This window comes from Streptomyces sp. NPDC037242 (genome assembly GCF_055604165.1).
The window spans coordinates 98820-119617 of the sequence record NZ_JBVJUY010000015.1 but is presented as its reverse complement, the minus strand read 5'-3'; the positions used below and the strand labels follow the sequence as shown (position 1 = coordinate 119617).

The following is a 20798-nucleotide window of genomic DNA, read 5'->3' as shown; positions in this document are numbered from 1 at the left end:
AAAAGGAAAAACATGGCCGACACGGCTACGAACACACCGACCGGTGGGCGGGGAGGCGGCCAGTCGGAGACCACCTCCGACGCCACTGCCATGACCCACGCGCAGATCATGAGGGCGCTCTCCGGGCTGATGCTCGGCATGTTCGTGGCGATCCTGTCGTCCACGATCGTCTCCAACGCCCTCCCCCAGATCATCAGCGACCTGGGCGGCACCCAGTCCTCGTACACCTGGGTGGTCACCGCGGCCCTGCTCTCGATGACGGCGGCGACCCCGCTGTGGGGCAAGCTGTCCGACCTCTTCAGCAAGAAGCTGCTGGTCCAGATATCCCTGGTGATCTACGTCCTCGGCTCGGTGGTCGCGGGCATGTCCCAGAACACCGGCATGCTCATCGCCTGCCGCGTGGTCCAGGGCATCGGCGTCGGCGGCCTGTCCGCCCTCGCCCAGATCGTGATGGCCGCGATGATCTCCCCGCGCGAGCGCGGCCGCTACAGCGGCTACCTCGGCGCGGTCTTCGCCGTCGCCACCGTCGGCGGCCCGCTGCTCGGCGGCGTCATCACCGACACCGAGTGGCTCGGCTGGCGCTGGTGCTTCTACGTCGGCGTGCCCTTCGCGATCATCGCGCTGATCGTGCTCCAGAAGACCCTGCGGCTGCCCGTGGTCAGGCGCGACGTCAAGGTCGACTGGCTGGGCGCCTTCCTGATCAGCGGCGCCGTGTCGCTGCTGCTGATCTGGGTCACGCAGGCCGGCGACTCCTACGACTGGATCTCCTGGACGTCCCTGGCGATGACCGGCGGCGCCGTCCTGCTGGGCCTGCTGTTCGTCTACGTCGAGTCCCGCGCGAGCGACCCGATCATCCCGCTGCGGCTGTTCCGCAACAAGACCATCAGCCTCGCCTCGGCGGCCTCGCTGTTCGTGGGCATCGCGATGTTCTCGGGCACGGTCTTTTTCAGCCAGTTCTTCCAGTTGGCCCGGGGCGAGTCCCCGACGATGTCCGGAATCCTCACGATTCCGATGATCGCCGGCCTCTTCGTCTCCTCCACCGTTTCCGGTCAGGTGATCACCAAGACCGGCAAGTGGAAGGCGTGGCTCGTCTCCGGCGGTGTCCTGCTGACCGCCGGCATGGGGCTCCTGGGCACCCTGCGCTACGACACCCCGTACTGGCACATCGCGGTCTACATGGCGCTGACCGGCCTCGGTCTCGGCATGATGATGCAGAACCTCGTCCTCGCCACCCAGAACCAGGTGGCCCCCGAGGACCTGGGCGCGGCCAGCTCGGTCGTGACCTTCTTCCGCTCGCTCGGCGGCGCGATGGGCGTCTCGGCGCTCGGTGCGGTCATGGCCAACCGGGTCACGCACTACGTCCAGGACGGGCTGGCCGCGCTCGGCCCGAAGGCGGCGGCGATGGGGCACGGCGGCACCGGCGGTGGCGGGATCCCCGACCTCGACAAGCTGCCCGCGCCGTTCCGCACGGTCGTGGAGTCCGCGTACGGGCACGGCGTCGGCGACGTCTTCCTCTACGCCGCCCCCACCGCGCTGCTGGCGCTGGTGCTGGTGCTGTTCATCAAGGAGGTCGCGCTGAAGTCGAAGCCGGCGGCGCACGCCCCGGCGGCCTCGGACTCGGCTTCGGGTTCGGGTTCGGCGCCCGCTTCGGCTCCTTCGGCTCCCGGTTCGGCTTCGGCCGAGGCGTCCGCGGCCGCCGTTCAGGGCTGAGCGGGGGCCGCCTTCGCCTCGATGCCCGCGATCAGGACGTCGAGCGCGAGGCCGAAGTCCCCTTCGGGCGCCCGCCGGACCGTGCTCCCGCAGCCGAGCAGGAACTGCGAGACGGCCAGGTGGGCGCCGGTCCGGGCGGCGTCCGCCAGGCCGGTGGCGTCCAACAGCCGCTGCAGGGCGGCGTCGAAGGCCCGCGCGTGCGGGCCGATGTTCGGATACGCGGCGGTGAGCGGAGCCACCCACGGGTGCTCCGCCACCAGCCCGCGGTAGCCGCGGGCCAGCGCCCGCAGCCGGCCGGGCCAGCCCGCCTCGGGCGTCCCGGCCGCCAGCGCGAGCTCGCCCAGGGCGCGGTCCAGGGCGAGCTCCAGCAGGTCGTGCTTGGTGTCCACGTACCAGTACAGGGACATCGCGGTCACCCCGAGCCCGGCGGCGAGGCGCCGCATCGAGAACCGGGCCAGTCCCTCGGCGTCGAGCAGCCGCACGGTGGCGGCGGTGATCCGGTCCCGGTCGAGGCCGGACGGGGCCTCGCTCCGGCGTCTGGCGGGTGCGGCGGGCCTGGCGGCCAGCCACACACTGGTCCGGGTCTTGCCGGGATCGGCCGCGGTCGCCATGAGGCACCCTCCTCACGCCAGGTGGATCAGCCCGGAATGCCCGGTCCGCCCTCTTGATGCTAGGGGGTGCCCCTTGGATTCCGGTGGGATCAGGACGCGCCGCCCGCGGAAGCCGTCAGGTCGTAGAAGGTGGCTCCGCCGATCGTGGTCGCCGTGAAGTTGGCCTTGACCCAGGTCTCGATCGCACTGCTCGTGCCCCCGCCGGGACCGCCGATCCGGGTCGGCCCCTGGGCCTCGCCGTCCGGGCCGGGGCCTTGCGCGCTGCTCTGGCCGAGGAACCAGTGGATCTTCCCCGTCTTCACGTACTCCTGGAACTGGGCCAGGGTCGGGGAGGGGTCACTGCCGTTGAAGCCGCCGATCGGCATCACGGGCTCGCCCGAGGCGAGCTGGTAGCTCGCCGCGTTCTGCGAGCCGATGGCGGCCCCCGCCCACGTGTACTTGTCCGCGTCGGCGCGCAGCGCGGCCGTGGCCTCGGCGCTCGCCTTCGTACCGCCCAGCAGGCCGCCGGGACCGACGAACCGCTCCAGGACCGGTCCGCCCTGGCCGCCCTGGCCGCCCTGGGGCGCACCCTGCGGCGGGGTCATGCCGCCCCCGCGGCTGGTCTGCTGGCCACCGGCGGGAGCGCCGCCGGGGCCACCGCCGGGAGCGGCGCCGCCGCCCGGACCGCCCTGGAGCTGCTCGCCGTCGGGGAGTCGCATCGCCATCCCGCCGGGTCCGCCCCGGCCGCCCGCCACCGCCGGACCGGCGGTCACGATGGATCCGGTGTGCCCGGTGCTGACGGTGGTCAGGCAGTACGCGAACGGCCCCGCGAACGCGGCCGCCAGCCCCAGGCCGGCCACGGCCAGCACCGCCCGGTGCCCGGCCCGGGCCGCGAACGGCAGTGCCGCCGCGGCGAGGACTCCGGCCGCCAGGACCGTCCAGCGCAGCCACGGGAGATAGCCGGTGGCCCGGCCGAGCAGGACGTAGGACCAGACGGCGGTCAGGACGAGGGTGCCGGACAGCGTCAGCACGGCGGCCCGGCCGCCCCGCTCCTCCCACAGCACGGCGATGCCCATGCCGACGAGCGCGGCCACGAAGGGCGCGAGGGCCACGGTGTAGTACTCGTGGAAGATGCCCTGCATGTAGCTGAAGACGAGCGCGGTGACCAGCAGCGAGCCGCCCCAGGCCAGGAAGGCCGCGCGGGCCATGCTCGGCAGCGAGTCGGTGGTCCGGCGGGCCCGCCAGGTGACGACCAGCCCGGCAACGAGCAGGACCAGCGCGGCGGGCATCAGCCAGGAGATCTGGCCTCCGATATTGGCCGAGAACAGCCGATCGATGCCGGTCTCTCCCCAGCCGCCTCCGCCACCGCCGCCACCCGCACGGCCGCCCCCGCCGACGCTGCCGGTCTCGTTGCCGTTGATCCGGCCGAGGCCGTTGTAGCCGAGGGTCAGCTCCAGGAAGGAGTTGGTCTGCGAACCGCCGATGTACGGGCGCGAGTCCGCGGGCCAGAGCTCCACGACGGCCACCCACCAGCCGCCGGCCACCACCATGGCGACTCCGGAGAGCAGCAGCTGCCCGAGCCTCCTGCGCAGCCGGGTCGGCGCGCACACGGCGTACAGCAGGGCGAGCGGCGGCAGGATGACGAAGGCCTGAAGGGTCTTGGTCAGGAAGGCGAAGCCGACCGCGACGCCCGCCCAGACGAGCCAACGGGTGTGCGCGCCGTCGAGGGCCCGCAGCACGCAGTACACGGTGACCGTCATCAGCAGGGTCAGCAGCGCGTCGGGGTTGTTGAAGCGGAACATCAGCGCGGCCACGGGCGTGAGCGCGAAGGCCGCGCCGCTGATCAGCCCGGCCGCCGGCCCGAACTGGCGGCGTACGGCGGCGTGGAGCACCGCGGTGGTGGCGACGCCCATCAGGGCCTGGGGGACCAGGATCTGCCAGGAGCCGAGCCCGAACAGCCGGACCGACAGCATCATCGGCCACAGGGCCGCCGGGGGCTTGTCGACGGTGATGGAGTTCCCGGCGTCGGAGGAGCCGAAGAAGAAGGCCTTCCAGCTCTCGCTGCCGGCCTGGACGGCCGCGGAGTAGAAGGAGTTGGCGTAGCCGGAGGAGCCCAGGTCCCACAGCATCAGGACGGCGGTGAGGAGCAGGAGCCCGGCGAGGGCCGGGCGTTCCCAGCGGGGCCGCGCGACGGCTGCCTCTGCCGCCGCGGCCGGCGGGGCGGGCGGGGCGGGCGGGGTCGGTGGAAAGAGCGGCAGTGCTGCCGTGGTCATCGGGTGTCGTCCTTCGCGTGGGTTCCGCGCCGCTCGGGGAAGACCCAGGCGCGGAAGAGGAGGAACCGCAGCACGGTGGCGGCGAGGTTGGCGGTGATCAGGACGGCCAGTTCGGTGCCGTGGGCGGGCCGGTCGGTGGCGGCTTCCAGTGCGGCGAGCGAACCGCTCGTCAGCACCAGTCCGATCGCGAACACCACGAGTCCCTGGGCCTGGTGGCGCACGGCCCGGTCCCGGCCCCGGACACCGAAGGTGAGGCGGCGGTTGGCGGCGGTGTTGGCGACCGCGGAGAGCAGCAGCGCGGCCGCATTGGCGAGCTGCGGTCCGGCCGCCGACCGGAAGACGGTGTACAGCAGCAGGTAGAGCAGGGTGGAGAGCGCTCCGACGGCGCAGAAGCCGAGGAGCTGGCGGGCCAGCCCGCGCGGGAGGCCGGGCAGCGCGGTGCGGTCGCGAGGGTCGTCGCCGAAGGGGCGGGCGAGCCGGTCGAGCGGAAGCGCGCCGACCGCCAGCGCCCGGCCCACCCGCCAGACCCCTTTGAGGTCCTCGGTGGCGGTGCGCACGATGTGGACGGTGGAGTCGGGGTCGTCGACCCAGTCCACCGGGACCTCGTGGATCCGCAGCCCGGCCCGCTCGGCGAGCACCAGCAGCTCGGTGTCGAAGAACCAGCCGGAGTCCTCCACGAGCGGGAGCAGCCGCTCGGCCACCTCGCGGCGGATGGCTTTGAACCCGCACTGCGCGTCGCTGAACCGGGCGGAGAGGGAGGAGCGCAGGAGGAGGTTGTAGGCGCGGGAGATGAACTCCCGCTTCGCTCCGCGGACCACGCGGGAGGAGCGGGCGAGCCGGGTGCCGATGGCGAGGTCGGAGTGGCCGGAGATCAGCGGGGCGACCAGCGGCAGCAGGGCGTTGAGGTCGGTGGAGAGGTCCACGTCCATGTACGCGAGGACGGGCGCGTCGGAGGCGGCCCAGACGGTGCGCAGGGCGCGGCCGCGGCCCTTCTCCTCCAGCCTGATGCTGCGTACTGCGGGGGCCGCGGCGGCGAGCCCGGCCGCGACCTCGGGGGTGCGGTCGGTGCTCGCGTTGTCGGCGATGGTGATGCGGAAGGGGTACGGGAAGGTCCGGGTGAGGTGCTCGTGCAGCCGACGCACGCACGGGCCCAGGTCCTTCTCCTCGTTGAAGACCGGGATCACCACGTCGAGGACGGGCTCGCCTGGCACGGGCGCGAGGTGCGCCCGCGCCGGAAGGGCGCCGGAAGAGGTGTCGGTTGTCATGCTCCGACCCTCGCCGGGCGGGCTGTCACCGTTGTGTGGTGAGCCTGTGCCCCGTCTGTGAGTCCGCCGAGCCGTCCTCCGGTGCGAGGGGCAGCAAGACCTCGAAGCAGGTCCGCCCGGGCTCGCTCTGTACCTCGACTCGCCCGCCGTGCGCCGAGACCACGGCCTGGACGATGGCCAGACCGAGGCCGGTGGAGCCCGCCGCCCGGGAGCGGGAGGCGTCGCCGCGGGCGAAGCGCTCGAAGACGTGGGGCAGCAGCTCGGGCGGGATGCCCGGCCCGTCGTCCTCGATCCGGAGCCGGACGGCGGATGTTTCACGTGAAACACGCGCAGTGACGGTGGTGCCGGGCGGGGTGTGGGTACGGGCGTTGGCGAGCAGGTTGACCAGCACCTGCTGGATCCGGGCCGGGTCCACGCGTACGGGCGCGGGCTCATCGGGCAGTTCCAGGCGCCAGTGGTGCCCGGGTCCGGCAGCGCGGGCATCGCTGACGGCGTCGACGACGAGCGGGGCGAGATCGGTGTCGGCGGTGGACAGCGGCCGCCCGGCGTCGAGCCGGGCCAGCAGCAGCAGGTCCTCCACCAGGCCGGTCATCCGGGTGGCCTCGGACTCGATCCGGCCCAGTGCGTGCCGGGTGTCGGGGCCGGGCTCCTCGCGTCCCCTGCGCGTCAGTTCGGCGTAGCCGCGGATGGACGCGAGGGGTGTGCGCAGCTCGTGGCTGGCGTCGGCGACGAACTGCCGGACTCGCATCTCGCTCTGCTGTCGGGCCGTGAGGGCCGACGAGACGTGCCCCAGCATCCGGTTGAGCGCGGCGCCGACCTGTCCGACCTCGGTACGGGGGTCGGCCTCGGCGTCGCGCACCCGCTCGTGCAGGGCGGGCTCGCCGCTGTGCAGCGGGAGTTCGGAGACGCGTGTGGCGGTCGAGGCGACCCGGCGCAGCGGGCGCAGGGCGACCCCGACCAGGGCCTGTCCGGCGAGGGAGGCGGCGATCAGCCCGGCGAGCGTGACGCAGACCTCGACCGCGACCAGGCGGTGGACGATGGAGTCGACCCCGCTCAGCGGGAAGCCGATGAGGAGGCTGCCGTCAGAGGCGGCGAGCACCCGGTATCCGCCGAGGTCGGGCAGGTCCAGCGCGACCGGGTCGGACGTGCCCGGGGCGGCCTTGCCGGGGTCGTAGGTGCCGGAGTCGGAGGTGCCGGAATCGGAGGTGCCCGGGGCGGTCTTGAGGGCAGCCTTGCGGGCGGCCTCGGCGAGCGCTGCCTTCTGGGCTTCCGTGAGGGGCTGGCTGTGGTCGAGCGCGGCCGCTTCGACGGGCGCGCTGCGGGCGGCCCCGGTCACCTTGCCGGCGGGGTCGAGCCGGATGCCGACGGTCCCCAGCGGGGTCCCGGGGGCAAGCACGAAGCCGAGGGAGCTGTCCCGGGCGGCCTTCCCCGCCCCGGGACCCCGGGTGGCCATCTCCAGGGACGTACGCAGCTGGTCGTCGAGCTGGTCGACCAGGTACGAGCGGAGCGCGAGGGTGGTGACGGCGCCGATGGCCGCGCCGACCACGGCGATCAGGGTCACGGCGGAGACGACGAGCCTGGTCCGCAGCGACCAGCTGCGGCGCAGCCGGGGTGCCCGGGGCGACCGGCGTCGCCGCTGGAGACGAACGGCCACTATTCGGCCGGCTTGATCAGATAGCCCGCGCCCCGCCGGGTGTGGATCATCGGCGGGTGGCCGGGGCCGCTCTCCAGCTTGCGCCGCAGGTAGGAGATGTACAGCTCGACCACGTTGGCCTGGCCGCCGAAGTCGTACGACCACACCCGGTCCAGGATCTGCGCCTTGCTCAGCACCCGGCGCGGGTTTCGCATCAGGTACCGCAGCAGCTCGAACTCGGTGGCGGTCAGGTGGATCTCCTGACCGCCCCGGGTCACCTCGTGGCTGTCCTCGTCGAGCGTCAGGTCGCCGACCGCCAGCACCGAGCCGCCGCGGGCGGCCTGCGCCGCGCCCGAACGCCGGACCAGGCCGCGCAGCCGGGCCACGACCTCCTCCAGGCTGAACGGCTTGGTGACGTAGTCGTCGCCGCCCGCCGTCAGGCCGGCGATCCGGTCCTCGACCGAGTCCTTCGCGGTCAGGAACAGTACCGGCACCTGCGGGATCTCGCGGCGCAGCCGCCCGAGGACCGCCAGCCCGTCCATGTCGGGAAGCATGATGTCGAGGACCACGACGTCCGGCCGGAACTCCCGGGCCGTCCGCACCGCGCCCGCGCCGTCACCGGCGCTGCGGACCTCGCAGCCCTCGTAGCGCAGGGCCATGGAGAGCAGTTCGGAGAGCGCGGCCTCGTCGTCCACGACGAGCACCCGGCAGGGGCCGCCGTCGGACCGCACGAGTGCCGTGGGGTTGCTGGTGGACGTGGACGCGTGGGAGGTGGTCGTCGCAGTCATGCGACCACGCTGTCCGCCACCTCTGAGAGGGCTCTTGTCGGTTCCTGTGAATTTCCTGAGAAACCCCGGAGTCCCTGGTCAGGGCAGCCGGAAGAGGCGGGCGGCGTTGTCGTGGCAGACCGCGCGCAGCCAGTCGTCGCCGAGCCCGAGCCGTTCGAGGGCATCGAGCTGGTGCTCGTAGGTGTAGGGGATGTTCGGGAAGTCTGTACCGAGCAGGATCCGGTCGCCGAGGTCCGTGAGCCGGCCCCGGTCGCCCGGCGGGAAGCCGCTGAACTGTTCCGAGAAGTCGGTGAAGGCCATGGTGGTGTCGAGGCGGACCTCGCCGTACCGGTCGGCGAGGTCGAGGAAGTCGGCGTACTCGGGCATGCCCATGTGCGCGACGATCAGCGGCAGTGCGGGGTGGCGGGCCAGCAGCCGGGCGATCGGCTCGGGCCCGGTGTGCTTGCCCGGGACGGGCCCCGAACCGCAGTGGATCACGATCGGGATGCCCGCCTCGGCGAGCAGGCCCCAGACCGGGTCGAGCCGGTCGTCGTTCGGGTCGTACCCGCCGACCTGGAGGTGCGCCTTGAAGACGCGGGCCCCCGCCTCGACGGCCTGACGGACGTATGCCGTCACGCCCTCCTCCGGGAAGAACGTCGCGGTGTGCAGGCAGTCGGGGGTCCGGGCCGCGAAGTCCGCCGCCCAGGAGTTGAGCCAGGCGGCCATCGCCGGCTTGTGCGGGTAGAGCATCGCGGTGAAGGCCCTGACCCCGAACTCCCGCAGCAGCGCGACCCGCTGCTCCTCCTCGTGCCGGTAGGTGATGGGCCACTCGACGCCGGTCAGGGGGCCGACCGCGTCGAAGTAGTCCCACACCTTGTCCAGGACCCGCTCGGGCATGAAGTGGGTGTGTACGTCGACCAGCCCGGGCAGCCCGAGCCGCTCCCGGAAGGCCCGGACCGCGTCAGCGGTCGGCGCGGACAAAGCCGTGGCTCCGCTCGACCGTCGCGACGTGCAGGGTGTAGCTCTCGTACCAGTTCTCCCGGCCCTGCTTCATGGCCGCCTGGTGCTCCAGGTCCTCGCGCCACGCGGTGAGGGAGTCGTGGTCCCGGAAGTAGGCGACGGTGATGCCGAGGCCGCCGGGGGTGCGCGCGAACTCGTAGCCGAGGAAGCCGGGGTTCTCGCGGACGATCTCGTTCATCCGCAGGTTGGTCTCGGGGTAGCCGGTCTCGTCGGGGGTGCGGACGTTGCTGAAAACGGCCATCAGGTACGGCGGTTCGAACGCCGGTACGGGCTGAATGCTCATGCCCACCACCCTCGGCGGCGCGGCCCCGGCATGTCCACCGGAAAGCGGCCCGTGAGGCCAAAGGGATCCAAGTTTTGACCTTGGAACCCCGCGCGCGGCAGGTCAGAACAGCCCGTCCTGGCCGGCCTCGGGGACGGGCGGCGTGATCTGCGCGCACGGTACGTCCGTTGCCGCGCTCCCGGCGGCTGCCAGCTCCCAGCCGCCCAGCAGCCGGGTGTCCAGCACGAGCCCGTCCGCAAAGTGCAGATCGGGCCCGGCGGCGGCCGCCAGCAGCCCCGCCACCGCCCCGTCGGCCACCAGCTCCGTGACCACCCGGGCCGGTGCGGGAATCCCGGCCAGCCCGAACTCCCCAGCGTGGTCAGTGACTTCGCAGTCCAGCCGCTCCAGCGACTCCGGCCACCCGCGCAGCGCGGCTGCCCTCGCGTGCAGTTCGGCGACCTCCCCGGCCCGCTCGGCCGCCGGCGGCAGGTGTCCCCGTACGGCGCGTTTGCGGGCGTAGGCGATCCGGTCCGGCACGCCGAGCGCGGCCCGCAGCAGCTCCTCCGTACGCCGCGTCGCCATCAGCGGCCCGCGCCCCAGCCAGGTCCAGGTCACCGCACCCTGCTCCAGGAGCCGGGCAGCTCCGCGCTCCTCGGCGGTGATGCCGACCTTGACCATGCCGGGCCCGAACCAGGCCAGGTACACCCGGAAGGTACGCGGATCGGCGACGTTGGTGTCGGCCGCCACCGAGAACGACCGGTCCAGGCGGGCGCATTCGGGGCACTGGGCATGGCCGGCCCGCGCCGGGACGGTGGCGCCCGTCGGGCACACGGTCCGTCTCCCGGCCCGCCACACCCCCAGGCAGTGCCGCTCGCCGCGCGCGGCGAAGGCCAGGCGCTGCCCGAACGCGAGCGGGCTCTCGCGCTCGCCGCGCCCCGGCCCGTACCAGCCGATGGCGGGCCGGCCCTCGCTCCATCGGATCCCGGTGCACCACCAGGTCACAGTGGCAGCGGCCGCTCGAAGAAGGTCTCCAGGACGACCGTGGCGTGAGTGCCGCTGACCCCGTCGATGGCGTACAGGCGGCGCAGGACGTCCTGCAGCTGCTCGGTGGTGGCCGTGCGGACCTTGACCAGGACGGAGGCGTTCCCCGCGATGATGTGCGCCTCCTGGATCTCGGCGATCGCCTCGAAGGCGGCCCGGGAGTCACCCATCCAGGCGTTGGAGTCCACCATCACGTAGGCCAGTACCCCGCTGCCGACGGCCGCCGGGTCCACCTCGACCGTGGTGCGCCGGATGACCCCGCGCTCCCTCAGCTTGCGCACCCGCTCGTGGGTGGCCCCGGCGGAGAGCCCCACCGCCGTGCCGAGGGCGGCGTAGGACTGGCCCGCGTCCTGCTGCAGGCGCAGGACGAGCGCCCGGTCGATGTCGTCCACGCGATCTTCCTCCCACAACGCCTGCCACACCAGCCACGCCTCGCGAAGACGGTAGCTGATCCGGCAATCCCACCATCACGCCGAACGGGATTCGGAACCGCACCCCGGGGTTGGACCTACCGGGCGACGAACTGCGTCAGGATCGCCTGCACCTCGTAGATGTTGACGCCCTTGGTGAAGGTCTTCTCTATCGGTGCGGCGGTGCCCGACACCCATATCTTCAGCTCGGCGTCGAGGTCGAAGTGCCCGGCGGTCTCCACCGAGAAGTGCGTGATGCTGCGGTACGGGATCGAGTGGTACTCGACCTTCTTGCCGGTGATCCCCTGCTTGTCGATGAGCACCAGCCGCCGGTCGGTGAACAGGATCGTGTCGCGGATCAGCAGATACGCGGCGTGCACCTGCTCCCCGTGCCCCAGCAGCCGCGCGTACTCGCGCTGCGCCGACACCGGATCGACGGTGTGCGCGTTTCCGAACAGTCCCATGAGAGCCCCCGTACAGGTAAGAAACGATCTACCCGCAACGGTATGCGCACCCCGCACACGCCCGCGTCCCCCGCCAGAGCGATCCGCCCCCGTAGCTCCCCGGAGCCAGGACTCACCACAAAGGATGACCACCGTGCGGTCCGCGATCGGCGACTCGCTGCCGTACGGCCTGAAACGCCAGAAGCCCCGGACTTTCGTCCGGGGCTTCTGAGCTGCTGTGCACTCGGCAGGATTCGAACCTGCAACCTTCTGATCCGTAGTCAGATGCTCTATCCGTTAAGCTACGAGTGCTTGGCTGGCCGGGGTTTTTCGCCCCGTTGGCCTTGCGAGAACAACAATACATGGACCTCGCCGGGACGCGAAATCCATTAGGCAAACCGCCCCTGACCTGCGGAAACGCCCTGGAAGAAGATCATCCAGTTGAGGCCCGGGCAGCCCGGCCCCGCCCAGACTCCGCCCCGGACGCGCACCAGAGCGCGCGGATCCGGAAAGCACCGAAGCCCCGGTCCGCAAGGACCGGGGCTTCGTGAAGTGCGGAGGCGGAGGGATTTGAACCCTCGATGGGGGGTAAGCCCCAAACCGCATTAGCAGTGCGGCGCCATAGACCGGACTAGGCGACGCCTCCAGCACACCTTCGCGTACGAAGGTGCGTGCAGATGATGACACAGGCCTGGGGCCGGTCACCAATCCGCTCCCACGGTACAAGGACGGCGGCCCGCAGAGCAAAGCCTTAACCCCACTCCGTACGCAACGTCGGCGCGGCCCCGTCGTTGGTCAGTCGTACGACGTACGGACGACCTGGAGTGCCCCATGCTGCGTCTCGCCGCCTTCGCCGTCACCTCCGCCCTGGCCGCCGCGGCGGCGGGGCCGCTGCCGATCCCTCCCCTCGGCCGGCTGCTGGCGGTGCCCGACCGGCTCACCATCGCCGTGTCCGAGACCGGCAACCCGCTCGCCGACGGCGAGTACCGGCTGGAGTGCGACCCGGTCGGCGGGAACCACCCCCAGCGCGAAGAGGCGTGCGCCCGCCTCGACAGGTTCGCGCAGGAGGGCCGGGACCCCTTCGCCACCGACACCACGCGGCAGATCTGCTCCATGCAGGACGGCGGCCCGGCCACCGCCCGCGTCACCGGAACATGGCACGGCCACAAGGTGGACACCACCTTCCGACGCCACAACGGCTGCGAGATCAAGCGGTGGAACGACCTGGAACCTGTGCTTCCGCGTGGGCGTTCTTGACCTGGGAGGATGCGCGGGATGTGCGGTTTACACCACACATCCGCCACCCCGCCGCGGGGCAGTGCCCTTAGACTCCTCCCGTGACATGCCGGTAGTTGTGGTCAGGGAGGAAGCTCGTCGTGAGCAGCAGGCCATCCCGAGGCGCTGCTCGCCTCGCAGCAATACTCGACGCTCTTCCTGACGCGCTGTTGCTCGTCAACGCCAACGGCACTGTCGTCAACGCGAATTCGATCGCCCTTGAGGTCATGGAGAGCCCCGGCACGGGACTCGTCGGCCGCGGCGTGCTCGACCTGCTGCCCGAGTTCGACTCCAAGCTGATCCCCGGTTCCATGCGCCGCCCCGGCGAGGACGAGGGCGGCCGGGCCCGGCCCAAGCGGATGGTCGCCCGCCGGACCGACGGCAGCGAATTCCCCGTGGAGGTCACGGCCGCCCATCTCGACGGCCGCGACGCCTACCGCGAGCCGCAGCCCGGCTACACCGGCGACGAGCTGCTGATGCTCGTCGTACGGGACCTCTCGCAGACCATGGACACCGAGGCCGAGCTGGCCCGCTCGCAGCGCCAGACCGAGATGATCCTGCGCGCCGCCGCCGAGGGCGTCGTCGGCACGGACACCGACGGCCGGGTGGTGCTGGTCAATCCGGCCGCCGCCCAGATCCTCGGCTACCGCGCCACCGACCTCGGCAACCGCGAGCTGCACGGGCTGATCCAGCACTCGAAGGCCGACGGTTCACCGTTCCCCTTCGAGGAGTCCCCGCTCGCCGACACCCTGCGCAGCGGACGCAAGCACCGGGTCCGCGGGCAGGTGCTGTGGAACAAATCCGGGCAGCCGGTCGCCGTGGACCTGACCACCTCGCCCGTACGGGACGGGGAGCAGCTCGTCGGCGCCGTCATGACCTTCACCGACCGACGGCCCTACGACGCCCTGGCAGCGCGGCACGCGCAGCTGCTGGCCGTCCTCGGCGAGTCCCTGCGCGGACCCCTGGAGGAGCTGCGCGGGGAGCTGGCCACGCTGGCCGCCGATGACGCGGGGCAGCTGTGGCCCGAGGCCAACCAGCTGCTGCACCACCTGGCCGCGGGGTACTCCCGGATGAGCACCCTGGTGGACAACGTGCTCGGCTTCCAGCGCCTGGACGCGGGCAGCGAGAAGCTGGCCAAGAAGAAGGTCCTGATCGACGGGGTCGTGGCCGCCGGTGTCGACGGCGCGGTCGAGCTGATCGGGCCCGGCCGTGCGCAGTTCGCCGTGCACGCGCCGACCATCGAGGCGGAGATCGACGCGGAGCGGATCGCCACCGCCCTCGCGCACCTGGTCGCGGACGTCGCCGGGGTGGACGCCACCGGCAAGACCCGCCAGGGCAGCGGCTACGCCGACTCGACGATCGTGGTGGCCGCGGCGCAGCGCGGTGAGGTCGTACGGATCGAGGTGCGCGGGCCGTACGAGGGCGGGAACCCCGTCCACGAGCCCATCGTGCGGGGCATCGTGGCCGCGCACGGCGGGGTGCTGCAGACGGTGGAGGTGCCGGGCGCGCCCGGCGGGGCGTACGTGCTGGAGCTGCCCCTCGGGGCCGGCGCCGGGACGGTGACCCTGCCCGAGCCCGCGAAGGAGCCCGTGGCGGCCGAGGAGGGCGCCAAGACCTCCGGCGGCCGACGGGCCAGGCGCGGGGTGGATGCCTTCCTGGAGGACGAGGCCGAGGAGGCCAGGGTCAAGGCCGGCGCCGCGGACCGGCCCGCCGACGGCGGGGCCGCGCTGGCGCTGCCCTCCGGGCGGCGCCGGGCGGGCGAGGCCGGACCGGGCCAGGGCGGGTCGGAGCCGACCGGGCCCGCCGAACTCGCGCAGTCCCCGGTGAACCCGGCGGGTCTGGGCACCGGCCGCCGACGCGGCCGGGCCGGCGACGGCAACGAAGGCGGCGCGGGCGCTCAGGGCGGCCCGGGCGGTCAGAACGGCCCGGCAGGCCCGGCCGGCCCCGGGCAGCCTGTGCCGCCGCAGGGCACCGGCATGCCCGCGCTGCCCCCGGTGCCGTCCGTGCCGGTGACCGAGCACCCCGCGGCCCGGCGGCGGGCCCTGGGTGCCGCGGGGCCCGCGCAGCCGGGCGGTCCGGTGCCGGCGGCCGGGCTCGGCCCGACGCCCGCCCCCGCCCCCGCGACGCCCCCGGCACCCGCCGCCCAGCGGCCCGTCGCACCCGAGGGCGGCTTCGCGCTGCCCGCGGGACCCACCCCCGCCCCGGCGGACGCGCAGACGCCCGCCACGGCCGGTCCGGCCGCCGCTCCCGCCGAGGCCGAAGCCGAAGCCCCGGGCGGGCGGCGCGGGCGGCGGGTACTGGGCTCGCCGGCCGGGACCGAAGCCCCCGCCGAGCCGTCGGCCGAGGGCGCGGAGGAACCCGTACCCCCGACAGGGCGGCGGCGTGCGCTGCCCGCGACCCCGGCCTGGCCGGTTCCGGCGGCCCGTACCGCTCCCGAGGACGACGACGCCTCCGGGCAGGTCGCGGTGCCCGGGGCCCGGCAGCCGCAGGACAACCCGTCGGAGGCCGCGCAGCCGATCAGCGTGCGCGCCCTCGGCACCCTGGGCCAGGGCATCTCGGTCGACGCCAGCGGCTCCGGCCGTCGGCGCCGGCTCTCGGAACCCGCGCCCCAGGGCCGCGCCTTCGCCATAGGAGCCCCCGAGGCGGGCTCCGACGAGGGCCCCGAGCCGCTGGACGGCCCTGGAGGCGCCGTGGAGGTCGTCAACCGGCCCGTACCGCGTCCGGTGGACGACGAGCTGCCTCCGGAGCCGCTGGACAACCCGCGCCGGCTCCTGGTGTGGCCCGCGCCCGATGTCCAGACGCAGCAGGCCCTCAGCGACCGCGGCTACCGCCCGGTGATCGTGCACTCCCGCGAGGAGGTGGACGCACAGATCGCCGCGTTCCCCGCCGCGCTGTTCGTGGACCCGCTGACCGGGCCGATCACCCGGACCGCGCTCCAGTCCCTGCGCCAGGCCGCGGTGGCCGCCGAGGTCCCCGTCCTGGTCACGGCCGGTCTGGGGCACGCCACGCGCGAAGCCGCGTACGGGGCCGATCCGGCCGTCCTGCTCAAGGCGCTCGCGCCCCGCGACAGCGAGCAGCACCCCTCGCGGGTCCTGCTGATCGAGGAGCACGACGAGATCGCCACCGCGCTGACGGCCGCCCTGGAGCGGCGCGGCCTGCAGGTCGCGCGGGCCGGCGCCGATACGGACGCCGTGGAACTGGCGACCCGGATGCGGCCCAACCTGGTGGTCATGGACCTGATGCAGGTACGCCGGCGCCGGGCGGGGATCGTCGACTGGCTGCGTGCAAACGGGCAGCTGAACCGCACTCCGCTGGTGGTCTACACGGCCACGGGCATCGACCCCGCCGAACTGCCGCGGCTGGCCTCGGGCGAGAGCGTGCTCTTCCTCGCCGAGCGGGCCACCACCGATGAGGTGCAGGGCCGCATCGTGGACCTGCTGGCCAAGATCGGCACCAACTAGTAATCCTGGCCCGATGGCCATCACCGACACGACCGAGCAGACCGTCCCCGCCGACAACGGCGAGGTCAGCCTCCTGATCGCCCGGCAGGTGGAGCCGGGCTACGAGGAGGCCTTCGAGACGTGGGCGCGGGGGATCCTGGAGACCGCCGCCACCTTCCCGGACCACCTCGGGTACGGGTTCTTCCGGCCCGCCACCGAGGGCGCGCCGTGGTTCCTGGTCCACCGCTTCCGCAACCAGGCCGCGTTCCAGCGGTGGCAGGACTCCGCCGAGCGGGCCGAGTTCTTCGCCAACTGCCAGGGCCACCACCACACCGAGATAGCCCGGCGTGAACTGCACGGCATGGAGACCTGGTTCGCCAAGCCGGGTACGACCCGGCCCGCGCCGCCGCGGTGGAAGATGGCGATCAGCTCGGGGCTGGCCATCTTCCCGATCTCGCTGGCCGGCAACGCGGTGCTCGGGCCGTACCTGGTGGATCTGCACTTCGTGCTGCGCACGGCGGCCTTCGCCGTCGTCTTCAGCACCCTGATGACCTACGTGGCCATGCCCGCCGTCAGCAGGCTGCTGCGGCCATGGCTCACGAAGGGCTGAGCGGTCAGTCCAGCTTGGTCACGGCCAGCACGCCGTCCGCGTACTGCTTGCGGATCACCTTCTTGTCGAACTTGCCGACGCTCGTCTTCGGAACGGCGTCCACGACCGTCCACCGCTCCGGGAGCTGCCACTTGGCGATGGCCTGGCCGAGGAAGGCGCGCAGCCCTTCGTAGTCCACAGTCGCGCCCTCCTTGAGTACGACGGTGGCCAGCGGCCGCTCGCCCCACTTGTCGTCGGGGACGGCGACGACCGCCGCCTCGGCGACCTCGGGGTGGGCCATGAGCGCGTTCTCCAGCTCGACACTGGAGATCCACTCGCCGCCGGACTTGATGACGTCCTTGGCCCGGTCGGTGAGGGTGAGGTAGCCGTCGGGGCTGATGACGCCGACGTCCCCGGTCTTGAGCCAGCCGTCGGCGCTGAACTTGTCCTCGGGGCGCAGGGGCTCGCCGGCCGCGCCGCCGTAGTAGGAGCCGGCGATCCAGGTGCCGCGCACCTCCAGCTCGCCCGCCGACTCTCCGTCCCAGGGCAGTACGTCGCCCGCCGGGCCGACCAGCCGCGGCTCCACGCCCGCCGGGAACCGGCCCTGGGTGAGGCGGTACGGCCACTCCTCCTCGGCGCTCAGCCCGGCCGGCGGGTGCGCCATGGTGCCGAGCGGGGAGGTCTCGGTCATGCCCCATGCGTGGCAGACCCGCACGCCCAGCTTGTCGTACGCCTCCATGAGGGAGGGCGGGCAGGCGGAGCCACCGATGGTGACCTGCTTCATCGAGCTGAGGTCGCGCGGGTTGGCCGTGACCTCGGCCAGCAGTCCCTGCCAGATGGTGGGGACGGCAGCCGCGTGCGTGGGCTTCTCCCGCTCGATCATCTCCGCCAGCGGGGCGGGCTGCAGGAACCGGTCCGGCATCAGCATGTTGATGCCGGTCATGAAGGTGGCGTGCGGCAGACCCCAGGCGTTGACGTGGAACTGCGGGACGACGACGAGGGTGGTGTCGCGGTCCGTCAGCCCCATCGACTCGGTCATGTTGACCTGCATGGAGTGCAGGTAGATCGAGCGGTGGGAGTAGACGACGCCCTTGGGGTCCCCGGTGGTGCCGGAGGTGTAGCACATGGCCGCGGCCTCGCGCTCGTCCAGCTCGGGCCAGGCGTAGGTGTCGGGGCGGCCCGCGAGGAGTTCCTCGTACTCGTGCACGCGCACGTCGAGGCCGTCGAGCGCGGAGCGGTCACCGATGCCCGCGACCACGACGTGCTCGACGGTCGGCAGGTGCGGCAGCAGCGGCACGAGCAGCGGCAGCAGGGTGCCGTTGACCAGCACGACCCGGTCGACGGCGTGGTTCACGACGAAGACCAGTTGCTCGGGAGGCAGCCGCAGGTTGAGGGTGTGCAGAACGGCGCCCATGGAGGGGATCGCGAAGTACGCCTCGACGTGCTCGGCGTTGTTCCACATCAGGGTGGCCACGCGGTCGCCCTGCTGGACCCCGAGCTCGTCGCGCAGGGCGTTCGCGAGGCGGGTGGCGCGGATACCGACCTCGGCGAAGCTGCGGCGGTGCGGCTCGGCTTCCCCGGTCCAGGTCGTGACCTGGGACTTCCCGTGGATCGTCATCCCGTGCTGGAGTATGCGGGAAACGAGAAGCGGTACGTCCTGCATGGTGCTCAGCAAAGCGTCCTCCCGGTGAGCGCTGCGGCGCTGCGGCGGCTACGGATGCTGCCGATTCTGCGCACGTACCGGTCGGCATGTCACTACCCGGGGGTACAAACGGCCGCGGATGTTTCACGTGAAACATCGCCGGAGCGGCCGGAGGGCTCAGCGGACGAGGGTGAGTTCCGGGTCCTCGCGGAGCTTGACCATCGCGCGGGAGACGGCGCTCTTGACCGTGCCGATGGAGACCCCGAGCAGCTCCGCGGTCTGGGCCTCACTCAGGTCCTCGTAGTAGCGCAGGACGACCATCGCGCGCTGCCGGTCGGGCAGCCGGGTCACCGCTCGCCACATCGCGTCCCGCAGGGCCTGGGACTCCGCGGGGTCGGCGGACGGCGGCGCCTCGCTCTCCGGGAGCTCGTCGCAGGCGAACTCGTCGACCTTGCGCTTGCGCCACTGGGAGGTGCGGGTGTTGACCAGGGCCCGCCGGACGTAGCCGTCCAGGGCCCGGTGGTCCTCGATGCGGTCCCAGGCGACGTACGTCTTGGCCAGGGCCGTCTGCAGGAGGTCCTCGGCATCGCACGGGTTGGCGGTGAGCGAGCGCGCGGTGCGCATCAGGACCGTGCCGCGGGTCCGTACGTACGCCGAGAACGACGGGTACGGCGTCGGGTTCGAGGCGAGCGTGCACACAGGCGTGGTCATGCCTCCACGCTAGGAGCGGCCGCCCGCCCTGGGATCGGCCGCAAGTGCCGAAGCCGTGTCCATCTCAGGTTGTAGGAGTAGGGCTGGCCCCACCTCCTGAAGGTGGAGGAGGCGGGGCTTCGGCGTCACCGGGGCCGGGCGTCCGCGCCAGGCATCAGGCGGCCGCTCCGGGGGTCAGGCGTCCGCGCCGAGGATCAGGCCGGAGGTCGGGACGCCCGTGCCGGCGGTGACCAGTACGTGCCCCGCTCCCGCGACCTGGTTCACGGAGGTGCCGCGGAGCTGGCGGACGGCCTCGGCGATGCCGTTCATGCCGTGCAGGTACGCCTCCCCGAGCTGCCCGCCGTGCGTGTTGAGCGGCAGCGCGTCCGCGGCGACGAAGTCGGCGGCCTCGCCCGGCTTGCAGAAGCCGAACTCCTCCAGCTGCATCAGGACGAAGGGCGTGAAGTGGTCGTAGAGGATGCCGACGTCGATGTCCGAGGGCCGCAGGCCGCTGGTCCGCCACAGCTGGCGCGCGACCACGTCCATCTCCGGCAGCCCGGTGAGGTCGTCGCGGTAGAAGGAGGTCATGCCCTCCTGGCGGCGGCCCGCGCCCTGCGCGGCGGCGGTGATCACGGCGGGTGCCTGCCGCAGGTCCCGGGCCCGCTCGGTGGTGGTGACCACGACGGCCTGCCCGCCGTCGGTCTCCTGGCAGCAGTCCAGCAGCCGCAGCGGCTCCACGATCCAGCGCGAGGCGGCGTGGTCGGCGAGGGTGATCGGCTTGCCGTGGAAATAGGCGGCGGGGTTGTTCGCGGCGTGCCGCCGGTCGGTGACCGCGACGTGGCCGAAAGCCTCCGGGGTCAGGTTGTACGTGTGCAGGTAGCGCTGGGCGGTCATCGCCACCCAGGAGGCCGGGGTGAGCAGCCCCCACGGCAGGGACCAGCCCAGTGCCGCGCCCTCCGCCGAGGGCTCGCGCTGCTGGACGCCGGAGCCGAAGCGGCGGCCCGAGCGCTCGTTGAAGGCGCGGTAGCAGACCACGACCTCCGCGACCCCGGTGGCGACGGCGAGGGCGGCCTGCTGGACGGTGGCGCAGGCCGCGCCGCCTCCGTAGTGGATGCGCGAGAAGAAGGAGAGGTCCCCGATGCCGGCGGCCTGGGCCACGGTGATCTCGGGGCTGGTGTCCATCGTGAAGGTGACCATGCCGTCCACGTCGGCGGGCGTGAGCCCGGCGTCGTCGAGGGCGGCGTGCACCGCCTCGACGGCGAGCGTGAGCTCGCTGCGGCCGGAGTCCTTGGAGAACTCGGTCGCGCCGATGCCGGCGATGGCGGCGCGGCCGCCGAGGTCGTCCCGGATGCGGACGCTCATCCCGCGGCCCCCAGGGTGACGGTCACGGTGCCCGTGACGTGGTGGCCGATGCCGTTGGCGCCGACGACGCGGACCTCGGCGGTGTCCCCTTCGAGGGCGGTGACGGTGCCGGTGAGGGTCATGGTGTCGCCCGGGTAGTTCGGGGCGCCCAGGCGGATGGCCACCTTGCGCAGAACGGCGTACGGGCCGAGTCGGTCGGTGATGTACCGGCCGACCAGGCCGTTGGTGGTCAGGATGTTCATGAAGATGTCCGGGGAGCCCTTCTCCCGCGCGAGTTCCGCGTCGTGGTGCACGTCCTGGTAGTCGCGGGAGGCGATCGCACCCGCGACGATCAGCGTGCGGGTGATCGGTATTTCCAGCGGCGGCAGCGTGTCGCCGACCCTCAT

General features: G+C 72.8%; 17 protein-coding genes, 2 tRNA genes and 1 pseudogene. 4 read left to right on the top strand and 16 right to left on the bottom strand.

Annotation, left to right across the window (positions count from 1 at the left end; translation table 11 throughout):
• Window positions 1-90 precede the first annotated feature (90 nt).
• A pseudogene (locus tag ACZ7GJ_RS19690) lies at window positions 91-1585 on the top strand (MDR family MFS transporter); the annotation flags it as partial.
• Window positions 1586-1700: 115 nt separating this feature from the next.
• Here the strand turns inward: ACZ7GJ_RS19690 and ACZ7GJ_RS19685 are convergent.
• The 12 genes from ACZ7GJ_RS19685 to ACZ7GJ_RS19630 all read right to left on the bottom strand — a co-directional run bounded on the left by ACZ7GJ_RS19685 (window position 1701) and on the right by ACZ7GJ_RS19630 (window position 12060).
• Entirely contained in the window at window positions 1701-2321 is a 621-nt protein-coding gene (locus tag ACZ7GJ_RS19685; RefSeq protein ID WP_470753266.1) for a TetR/AcrR family transcriptional regulator, read from the bottom strand.
• 89 nt (window positions 2322-2410) lie between these two features.
• Window positions 2411-4573: an ArnT family glycosyltransferase gene (locus ACZ7GJ_RS19680; RefSeq protein ID WP_470753264.1), complete on the bottom strand. Its 2163-nt coding sequence runs from the start codon at window positions 4571-4573 to the stop codon at window positions 2411-2413.
• Window positions 4570-5838 carry a bifunctional glycosyltransferase family 2/GtrA family protein gene (locus tag ACZ7GJ_RS19675; RefSeq protein ID WP_470753262.1) on the bottom strand — a complete coding sequence of 423 codons (1269 nt, stop codon included), beginning with the start codon at window positions 5836-5838 and terminating at the stop codon, window positions 4570-4572. Before ACZ7GJ_RS19675 ends, ACZ7GJ_RS19680 begins: the two co-directional genes overlap by 4 nt.
• A 25-nt stretch (window positions 5839-5863) precedes the next feature.
• Complete coding sequence (locus ACZ7GJ_RS19670; protein WP_470753365.1) at window positions 5864-7444, bottom strand: sensor histidine kinase; 1581 nt, start codon at window positions 7442-7444, stop codon at window positions 5864-5866.
• Window positions 7445-7491: 47 nt separating this feature from the next.
• A complete protein-coding gene (locus tag ACZ7GJ_RS19665; RefSeq protein ID WP_470753260.1) occupies window positions 7492-8259 on the bottom strand; it encodes a response regulator transcription factor in 768 nt (255 codons plus the stop codon).
• 78 nt (window positions 8260-8337) lie between these two features.
• On the bottom strand, window positions 8338-9219 hold the full coding sequence (locus tag ACZ7GJ_RS19660; protein ID WP_470753258.1) for an amidohydrolase family protein: 882 nt from the start codon (window positions 9217-9219) through the stop codon (window positions 8338-8340).
• Window positions 9200-9541, bottom strand: coding sequence for an antibiotic biosynthesis monooxygenase family protein (locus ACZ7GJ_RS19655; RefSeq protein ID WP_470753256.1), 342 nt, complete (start codon window positions 9539-9541; stop codon window positions 9200-9202). The genes ACZ7GJ_RS19660 and ACZ7GJ_RS19655 overlap by 20 nt, the downstream gene beginning before the upstream one ends.
• Window positions 9542-9643: 102 nt before the next feature.
• Window positions 9644-10522 carry a DUF2797 domain-containing protein gene (locus ACZ7GJ_RS19650; RefSeq protein ID WP_470753254.1) on the bottom strand — a complete coding sequence of 293 codons (879 nt, stop codon included), beginning with the start codon at window positions 10520-10522 and terminating at the stop codon, window positions 9644-9646.
• Window positions 10519-10953, bottom strand: a complete 435-nt coding sequence (locus tag ACZ7GJ_RS19645; RefSeq protein ID WP_365924390.1) for an Lrp/AsnC family transcriptional regulator — start codon at window positions 10951-10953, stop codon at window positions 10519-10521. The genes ACZ7GJ_RS19650 and ACZ7GJ_RS19645 overlap by 4 nt, the downstream gene beginning before the upstream one ends.
• A gap of 116 nt (window positions 10954-11069) precedes the next feature.
• Entirely contained in the window at window positions 11070-11435 is a 366-nt protein-coding gene (locus tag ACZ7GJ_RS19640; RefSeq protein ID WP_470753253.1) for a PH domain-containing protein, read from the bottom strand.
• A 218-nt stretch (window positions 11436-11653) separates the two neighbouring features.
• Window positions 11654-11726, bottom strand: a tRNA-Arg gene (locus ACZ7GJ_RS19635).
• A 243-nt stretch (window positions 11727-11969) separates the two neighbouring features.
• Window positions 11970-12060 (bottom strand) — tRNA-Ser (locus ACZ7GJ_RS19630).
• Window positions 12061-12245: 185 nt separating this feature from the next.
• Between ACZ7GJ_RS19630 and ACZ7GJ_RS19625 the strand changes: the two genes are divergently transcribed.
• The 3 genes from ACZ7GJ_RS19625 to ACZ7GJ_RS19615 all read left to right on the top strand — a co-directional run bounded on the left by ACZ7GJ_RS19625 (window position 12246) and on the right by ACZ7GJ_RS19615 (window position 16739).
• A complete protein-coding gene (locus ACZ7GJ_RS19625) occupies window positions 12246-12671 on the top strand; it encodes an SSI family serine proteinase inhibitor (RefSeq protein ID WP_470753252.1) in 426 nt (141 codons plus the stop codon).
• Between the two features lie 119 nt (window positions 12672-12790).
• The gene (locus tag ACZ7GJ_RS19620) at window positions 12791-16150 is read left to right on the top strand and encodes a response regulator (RefSeq protein WP_470753251.1); all 3360 of its coding nucleotides are present in this window, start codon (window positions 12791-12793) and stop codon (window positions 16148-16150) included.
• 13 nt (window positions 16151-16163) lie between these two features.
• A complete protein-coding gene (locus tag ACZ7GJ_RS19615) occupies window positions 16164-16739 on the top strand; it encodes an antibiotic biosynthesis monooxygenase (protein WP_470753248.1) in 576 nt (191 codons plus the stop codon).
• Window positions 16740-16743: 4 nt separating this feature from the next.
• On the opposite strand, the gene ACZ7GJ_RS19610 is transcribed toward ACZ7GJ_RS19615, so the two are convergent.
• From ACZ7GJ_RS19610 to ACZ7GJ_RS19595, 4 genes are all read right to left on the bottom strand, one after another.
• Complete coding sequence (locus ACZ7GJ_RS19610) at window positions 16744-18393, bottom strand: long-chain fatty acid--CoA ligase (RefSeq protein ID WP_470753246.1); 1650 nt, start codon at window positions 18391-18393, stop codon at window positions 16744-16746.
• Between the two features lie 144 nt (window positions 18394-18537).
• A complete protein-coding gene (locus ACZ7GJ_RS19605; protein ID WP_365924378.1) occupies window positions 18538-19071 on the bottom strand; it encodes a SigE family RNA polymerase sigma factor in 534 nt (177 codons plus the stop codon).
• A gap of 174 nt (window positions 19072-19245) precedes the next feature.
• Entirely contained in the window at window positions 19246-20412 is a 1167-nt protein-coding gene (locus ACZ7GJ_RS19600; RefSeq protein WP_470753243.1) for a lipid-transfer protein, read from the bottom strand.
• Window positions 20409-20798 (bottom strand): MaoC family dehydratase, encoded by a 390-nt coding sequence (locus ACZ7GJ_RS19595; protein WP_470753241.1) that lies wholly within the window; start codon window positions 20796-20798, stop codon window positions 20409-20411. The genes ACZ7GJ_RS19600 and ACZ7GJ_RS19595 overlap by 4 nt, the downstream gene beginning before the upstream one ends.

What these genes read in the sequence shown, in the direction of transcription:
- ACZ7GJ_RS19685 (WP_470753266.1), bottom strand. Translation starts at nt 2,321, where the DNA reads ATGGCGACCGCGGCCGATCCCGGCAAGACCCGGACCAGTGTGTGGCTG.
- ACZ7GJ_RS19680 (WP_470753264.1), bottom strand. Translation starts at nt 4,573, where the DNA reads ATGACCACGGCAGCACTGCCGCTCTTTCCACCGACCCCGCCCGCCCCG.
- ACZ7GJ_RS19675 (WP_470753262.1), bottom strand. Translation starts at nt 5,838, where the DNA reads ATGACAACCGACACCTCTTCCGGCGCCCTTCCGGCGCGGGCGCACCTC.
- ACZ7GJ_RS19665 (WP_470753260.1), bottom strand. Translation starts at nt 8,259, where the DNA reads ATGACTGCGACGACCACCTCCCACGCGTCCACGTCCACCAGCAACCCC.
- ACZ7GJ_RS19655 (WP_470753256.1), bottom strand. Translation starts at nt 9,541, where the DNA reads ATGAGCATTCAGCCCGTACCGGCGTTCGAACCGCCGTACCTGATGGCC.
- ACZ7GJ_RS19640 (WP_470753253.1), bottom strand. Translation starts at nt 11,435, where the DNA reads ATGGGACTGTTCGGAAACGCGCACACCGTCGATCCGGTGTCGGCGCAG.
- ACZ7GJ_RS19625 (WP_470753252.1), top strand. Translation starts at nt 12,246, where the DNA reads ATGCTGCGTCTCGCCGCCTTCGCCGTCACCTCCGCCCTGGCCGCCGCG.
- ACZ7GJ_RS19615 (WP_470753248.1), top strand. Translation starts at nt 16,164, where the DNA reads ATGGCCATCACCGACACGACCGAGCAGACCGTCCCCGCCGACAACGGC.
- ACZ7GJ_RS19605 (WP_365924378.1), bottom strand. Translation starts at nt 19,071, where the DNA reads ATGACCACGCCTGTGTGCACGCTCGCCTCGAACCCGACGCCGTACCCG.
- ACZ7GJ_RS19600 (WP_470753243.1), bottom strand. Translation starts at nt 20,412, where the DNA reads ATGAGCGTCCGCATCCGGGACGACCTCGGCGGCCGCGCCGCCATCGCC.
- ACZ7GJ_RS19595 (WP_470753241.1), bottom strand. Translation starts at nt 20,798, where the DNA reads ATGAGGGTCGGCGACACGCTGCCGCCGCTGGAAATACCGATCACCCGC.